This is a genomic window from Streptomyces sp. MnatMP-M17, from assembly GCF_900091995.1.
Classification (GTDB): Bacteria; Actinomycetota; Actinomycetes; order Streptomycetales; family Streptomycetaceae; genus Streptomyces.
Map to the genome: position 1 here is coordinate 1 of NZ_FMDK01000588.1, position 5,767 is coordinate 5,767.

At 70.0% G+C, this 5,767-nt stretch carries 6 protein-coding genes; 2 read left to right on the forward strand and 4 right to left on the reverse strand.

Translation table 11 applies throughout. From position 1 onward, the window contains the following. Positions 1–1,093, reverse strand: a 1,093-nt coding sequence (locus tag GA0115259_RS25160) for an SDR family oxidoreductase (protein WP_107469259.1), incomplete at its 3' end; no start/stop codon positions are given. Positions 1,094–1,400: 307 nt separating this feature from the next. Here GA0115259_RS25160 and GA0115259_RS25165 point away from each other — a divergent pair. Both GA0115259_RS25165 and GA0115259_RS25170 read left to right on the forward strand, forming a co-directional pair. After that, on the forward strand, positions 1,401–2,834 hold the full coding sequence (locus GA0115259_RS25165) for a zinc-dependent metalloprotease (RefSeq protein WP_093601256.1): 1,434 nt from the start codon (positions 1,401–1,403) through the stop codon (positions 2,832–2,834). After that, positions 2,831–3,376, forward strand: a complete 546-nt coding sequence (locus GA0115259_RS25170; RefSeq protein WP_093601258.1) for an NUDIX hydrolase — start codon at positions 2,831–2,833, stop codon at positions 3,374–3,376. The genes GA0115259_RS25165 and GA0115259_RS25170 overlap by 4 nt, the downstream gene beginning before the upstream one ends. 105 nt (positions 3,377–3,481) lie before the next feature. On the opposite strand, the gene GA0115259_RS25175 is transcribed toward GA0115259_RS25170, so the two are convergent. From GA0115259_RS25175 to GA0115259_RS25185, 3 genes are all read right to left on the reverse strand, one after another. Further along, complete coding sequence (locus GA0115259_RS25175; protein ID WP_093601260.1) at positions 3,482–4,240, reverse strand: AIM24 family protein; 759 nt, start codon at positions 4,238–4,240, stop codon at positions 3,482–3,484. 18 nt (positions 4,241–4,258) lie between these two features. Then, on the reverse strand, positions 4,259–4,939 hold the full coding sequence (locus GA0115259_RS25180; RefSeq protein WP_093601262.1) for an AIM24 family protein: 681 nt from the start codon (positions 4,937–4,939) through the stop codon (positions 4,259–4,261). A gap of 13 nt (positions 4,940–4,952) precedes the next feature. After that, positions 4,953–5,767: AIM24 family protein (locus GA0115259_RS25185; RefSeq protein WP_141716686.1), on the reverse strand; the 815-nt coding region annotated here is incomplete at its 5' end.

Consider the following 5,767-nt stretch of genomic DNA (forward strand, 5'->3'; position numbering starts at 1 on the left):
GGCGGCCCCGCCGTACCAGCGCGGCCGTACCGAGCAGCGCAACCGTCGCGCCCGCCGCGCCCGCCGCGGTGGCGTCCTTGCGGCCGAGCCGGCGCCCGACGACCGTGTGCCGGCCCTCCACCTCCTCCAGCAGCGCGGCGAGCACCTCCTCGTTGGTCCACCGTGGCCGCCAGCCCGCGTCGTGCAGCCTGCTGACGCTGACCACCCAGGGATGCATCGTGTACGCGAGATCGCCGGCCGGAGAGGGCGTGAGACCGATCCTGTGCAGCCTGGCCGCGGCTCCCAGGGCGACCGCGGACGGCAGCTCCATCCGGCGGATGCCGCTCAGCTCCTCGACCTCCTCCTGCTCCAGCCAGCCGTCGCAGCCCACCGCGAACTCCCCGTCGGCCTTTTCGAGCGCCGCGTACTCCAGGGCGCTCACCAGATCCTCGACATGGCAGAACTGCCAGGTGGGACGGGATCCGGCGACCACGAGCAGCCGCGGTGACTCGAAATAGCGGGTGAGGGCCGTGTCCGTACCGCCGACCAGGACGGCGGGCCGTACGACCGTCACATTGAGCCCTGGGTGCGCACGGGGCGCCCGGCGGCCCAGCCGCTCGATCTCCAGCAGATCGCCGACGCCCGTGGCCTCGGCCGTCGCACGCAGCTCGGCGTCCTCGGAGAGCGGGATGTCGTTGTCGGGCAGCGCGCCGTAGACCATCGCCGAGGTGCACAGCACGACACGGTGGACGCCCGCCGCGGCTGCCGCCGTGAGCACGGTCTGGGTTCCTCGTACGTTGTAGGCCGTTCGGGCGGCGGGATCGGTCTCCAGATCGAGATCGAGCGCCATGTGTACCACCACGTCCGCGCCGCGCAACTTCTCCGCGATGGCCGGATCGCGGACGTCGAGGATGTGCCACTGCGCCTCGGAGACCTCGCCTCGGCGCTCGTCGATGGCGATGACCTGCTTGATCTCGTCGGAAGCGGCGAGGCGCCGGGTGAGCAGGTCACCGACGCCGGAGGCGGCGCCGGTGACCGCGACGACAGGGCCCCGGGACGGGTGCGTGGTTGAGCGGTTTCGCGCTGCGCGAACCTGCGGATCTGGGGAACTCACCGGGCGTCTCCAGCGGTTGTCTTCAATACGTACGTGAATGACGCGTACGTACCAGGTGACGTCCATCCTGCCGCAGGCCACAGGCCGACGGAGCACTGAGCCCGGAAGCCGCCCGGGTGTCGCAGCCGTGCGAGGCCGCCTGAGGCGGCGGACCGAGCGGGCCGAAGGCGGAGTCCGGGTCGTGCGGCCGGGCCCGGCCGACGGCACGCGGCACCGCCCTCGTCCACCCGGTGCCGCTTAGGCTGGGTGGTGTAGTCGGGCAGCCGCCGCCGGCAGAAGCCGGTGGCCCTACGAGCCGAGGAACCCCGTGAGTGACACCCCATTCGGATTCGGCCTTCCGCCGGAGGAGCCGGAGGACGGCGACGGCAAGAAGAAGGACCCTGCCGGAGGTGGTCAGGGTGCCGGTGGTCAGGGCGGTCCCGGCAATCCCTTCGGAAACTTCGGGTTCGGGCTGCCGGGCGGCGCGGGCGGCGGTGACAATCCGTTCGCCGCGATGTTCGGTTCGCTGAACCCGAGCGACCTGGGCGCGGCCTTCCAGCAGCTCGGCCAGATGCTCAGCTATGAGGGCGGTCCCGTCAACTGGGACATGGCCAAGCAGATCGCCCGCCAGACGGTCGCACAGGGCACGCCTGACGGCACCAAGGACTCCAGCGTCGGCCCTTCGGAGCGCGCCGCGGTGGACGAGGCCGTACGGCTGGCCGATCTGTGGCTGGACGGTGTGACGTCCCTGCCGTCCGGCGCGAGCACCTCGGTGGCGTGGAGCCGCGCCGAGTGGGTCGAGGCGACGCTGCCCGCGTGGCAGCAGCTCGTGGACCCGGTGGCGGAGCGTGTCGGCACGGCCATGGGCGAGGTGCTGCCCGAGGAGATGCAGTCCGTGGCGGGCCCGCTGATCGGGATGATGCGCTCCATGGGCGGCGCCATGTTCGGCCAGCAGATCGGGCAGGCCGTGGGCGTGCTGGCGGGCGAGGTGGTCGGCTCCACGGACATCGGGCTGCCGCTGGGCCCGGCCGGCAAGGCCGCGCTCCTCCCGCTGAACATCGAGGCGTTCAGCAAGGACCTCGGTGTGCCCAAGGACGAGATCCGGCTGTATCTGGCTCTGCGCGAGGCCGCCCACCAGCGGCTCTTCGCCCATGTGCCCTGGCTGCGGTCGCATATGTTCGGCGCGGTCGAGGGCTATGCCCGCGGGATCAAGGTCGACACCACCAAGCTGGAGGATGTGGTCGGCCAGTTCGATCCCACGCATCCCGAGGAGCTTCAGGAAGCGCTCCAGCAGGGCATGTTCCAGCCGGAGGACACTCCGGAGCAGAAGGCCGCGCTGGCCCGTCTCGAAACGGCGCTCGCGCTGGTCGAGGGCTGGGTGGACGCGGTGGTGCACGAGGCCGCGAAGTCGCGGCTCACCGGAGCGGACGCGCTGCGCGAGACGTTGCGCAGGCGCCGTGCCTCCGGCGGCCCCGCCGAGCAGACCTTCGCCACGCTCATTGGTCTTCAGCTCCGGCCGCGCCGGCTGCGCGACGCCGCCCGGCTGTGGGCGTCGCTCACGGACGCACGCGGAGTCGACGGCCGCGACCGGCTGTGGGAGCACCCGGACATGCTGCCGACGGCTTCGGATCTGGACGATCCGGACGGCTTCGTCCACCACGAGCAGCTGGACTTCTCCGAGCTGGACAGGATGCTCGGCGAGGCGGCGGACGAACCGGACGGCAAGGGTGGCAAGGGTGGCAAGGACGACACCGACCAGTGAGCCTGCATGACGACGCCGCCCTCGTACTGAAGGGCTATGAGAGCCGGTACGAGGGCCAGGAGGACCTGCGCGGGCTCTATCTGGATCATTTGTCCGCCCATCCGGACGCGATGTGGAAGTCCTGCACGGCGGGACATCTCACGGCCAGCGCGCTGGTCATCGATCCGGAACGCGGCAAGGTGCTGCTGACCTTGCACAAGAAGCTCGGTATGTGGCTCCAGATGGGCGGTCACTGCGAGCCTGGTGACGACACTCTGGAGCGCGCCGCGCTGCGGGAGGCCACGGAGGAGTCCGGGATCCTCGGTCTGCGACCGCTGGAGGGCGGTCCTGTCCAGCTCGACCGGCATGCCATTCCGGCACCGTGCCACTGGCATCTTGATGTCCAGTACGCGGCGCTGGCACCGGCCGGAGCGGTCGAGCGGATCAGCGAGGAGTCGCTGGACCTGCGCTGGTTCTCCTACGAGGAGGCGGCGGAGGTGGCCGACGGCTCGGTCGTACGGCTGGTGGAGCGGACGCGGGCCGCGCTGGACGGCCGCCACTAACCGGACGGCCACTGCTGGAGAACGGCCACGAGAACGGCCGCGAAGGAGGCAGCCTCCCTGAGGAGGCCGCCTCCTTCCGCTCAGCGCGCGGCGGCCGGAGCGCGGTCATCTGCTCCAGGCATTGTTCTGGTTCTGACCGTGTGCTCCGTGCTGGCCCATGCCGAACTGCGCGGCCACGCCCTGTCCGATCTGCGCGTTCTGCGGCGGCATGACCTCACTGGGCTGTACGAGCGCGAAGCCCTGCCCGAGGAAGCTCAGCTCCCAGCCCTCGCCGGTGTTGCCGCGCCGCCTCAGCACTCCGGAGGAGTGTGTCTGCGCCTGCATCTGGACCCGCAGTGAGGAGGACCAGGCGACGATCGCGTCGGCGTCGGCGTTGACGTACTTGTCCGGCGTGATCTGGAGCATCAGCGGCTGGCCCGAGGTCATCAGCGCGACCTTGCCCCGGCCGGAGATATTGAGCTGGTACTTGCCGGAGCCGGAGATGCCGTACTGGCTGTCCACCGCGATGACCTCGGTGTGCAGCGAGGAGTCGAGCGCCAGCACATAGGCGCTGTCGACCGTCATCCCTTCCTGCTCGACCTCCACCACATGGATGTACTGGGCGAGATTGGCCAGATAGACCGTGCCCTGCCCGGAGCAGCGCATCAGATCGAGGCCCTCACCGGTGCGGGCGCGGGCCTGCCGCTGGCCCTGCGACTGGTACTCACCGTCGAAGTCGATCAGCCCCTGATAGGCGACCATCGCGCCCTTGCGGGCGAGGACATCGTCCTGGCCGGTGAGCGCCACCCGCAGGAGCTGCGGGTTCTGCACCGCGTACCGCTCCTGGGACTGCTGTTCCGTATAGGCGAAAAGCGGACTCTGCATGATGTGTTCTCGCTCCTCTCAGCCCTGGATCCGCAGACGGTCGGTGCTGTCCTCGCTGGGCTGTACGACGACGATGCCCTGGCCGGAGAAGGCCATCTGGAAGGCCTCTCCGCTGCCTCGCCCTATCAGCGCCGAGGCCTTCAGGCTGCGCTTGCCCTTCACCTTGAGGGCCGGGGACCAGGCGACAAGGGCGTCCGGGTCGACATAGGTCTCGTCCTCTCCACGGCCGCAGTCGACCACGATCGGAGTACCGCGCGAGGTCAACGCGACCCAGCCGGTCCCGGAGATCTGTACGTTCCACAGCCCTTGCCCGGCGAACTTGGCCAGGCCCTTCACCCGCTCGACGCCCCACTGGAGATGGGCGTCGAAGGCCAGCAGATTGGTGCCGTTGACCGAGAGGGCGTCGTTGTCGAGGTTGATGACGACAACATCCGCGCCGTAGTCGGCGAGATAGAGCAGACCGTCGCCGGAGCACTTCATCAGAGGCGTGCCCTCGCCGGTGACCCACTGGGAGGCGATCTGGCGGATGGCGGGCGGATTCGGCTCGTACTGGATGAAGCCTTCGTAGGCGACCATCGAGCCGGTCCGTGCGAAGAGGTCGTGCCCCGAGGCCATGGCGACCTTGAGCATGGCACGGCCGTGGTTCTCCATCCGGGCCGCGATGGGGGTGGGGGCGTAGCCCGTGAGCTGTTGGTTCATGGTCCGGGCTCCCTCAGACCTCGTACGGCTGGACGACGATGAAGTTGCCGGGGGCTCCCCGGAACTGGAGGTTCACGGTCTCTCCGCTGTGGCCGGGATACGCGTTGCGGCGCAGTCTGACCTGGCTGGAGATGATCACCTGGGACGCGGCCGACCACGCGACGACAGCATTGCAGTCGGCGAAGGTCGTGGGCGTGACGGGCAGGACCACCGGAGTGCCGTGAGTCTTCACGACGACGGTGCCTGTGCCCTGGAAGAGCATGGTGAACAGGGCGCCGCCGGGGATGCCATGGCCCTCGACACGGCGGACCTCGTACTGGAGGGACTCGTCGAAGGCGAGGACATTCTCCGCCGAGACACAGATACCGTCGCCCTGGAGCTCCACGGGATGCAGATGCGCGCCCTCTTCGGCGAGGAACACCTGGCCGCGGCCTGTACAGCGCATGAGCTGCATCTCCTGGCCGGTGGCGTTGCCGACGATACGGCCGGCGAAACCGGCGCCCTTGTAGCTGAAGTCGACCTTGCCCTGGTACATCACCATGCTGCCCTGGCGGGCGAGGACCGGAGTGCCGCCCATGCCGAGGTCGACCCGCACGAGCTGGCCGTTCTGCGGAGTCCAGCGCTGGCCCGTGGGCAGTTCCTTGTACGGCTGAAGGGCGGCCTGGAGACCGGCGCCGCCGGGCGGCACACCTTGGGGCACGCCCTGAGGAGGGCCGCCCAGAGGCGGACCGGGCGGCTGCTGACCGAACGGCGCGGGCGCGGGCTGTCCGTACGGGGCCGGTGCGGGCTGGCCGTACGGAGACGGCGCGGCCGGCGGCGGGACCTGGC

Bases quoted from the DNA above. Each gene is read 5' to 3' on its own strand.
- GA0115259_RS25180 (WP_093601262.1), bottom strand. From the start codon at position 4,939: ATGAACCAACAGCTCACGGGCTACGCCCCCACCCCCATCGCGGCCCGG.
- GA0115259_RS25175 (WP_093601260.1), bottom strand. From the start codon at position 4,240: ATGCAGAGTCCGCTTTTCGCCTATACGGAACAGCAGTCCCAGGAGCGG.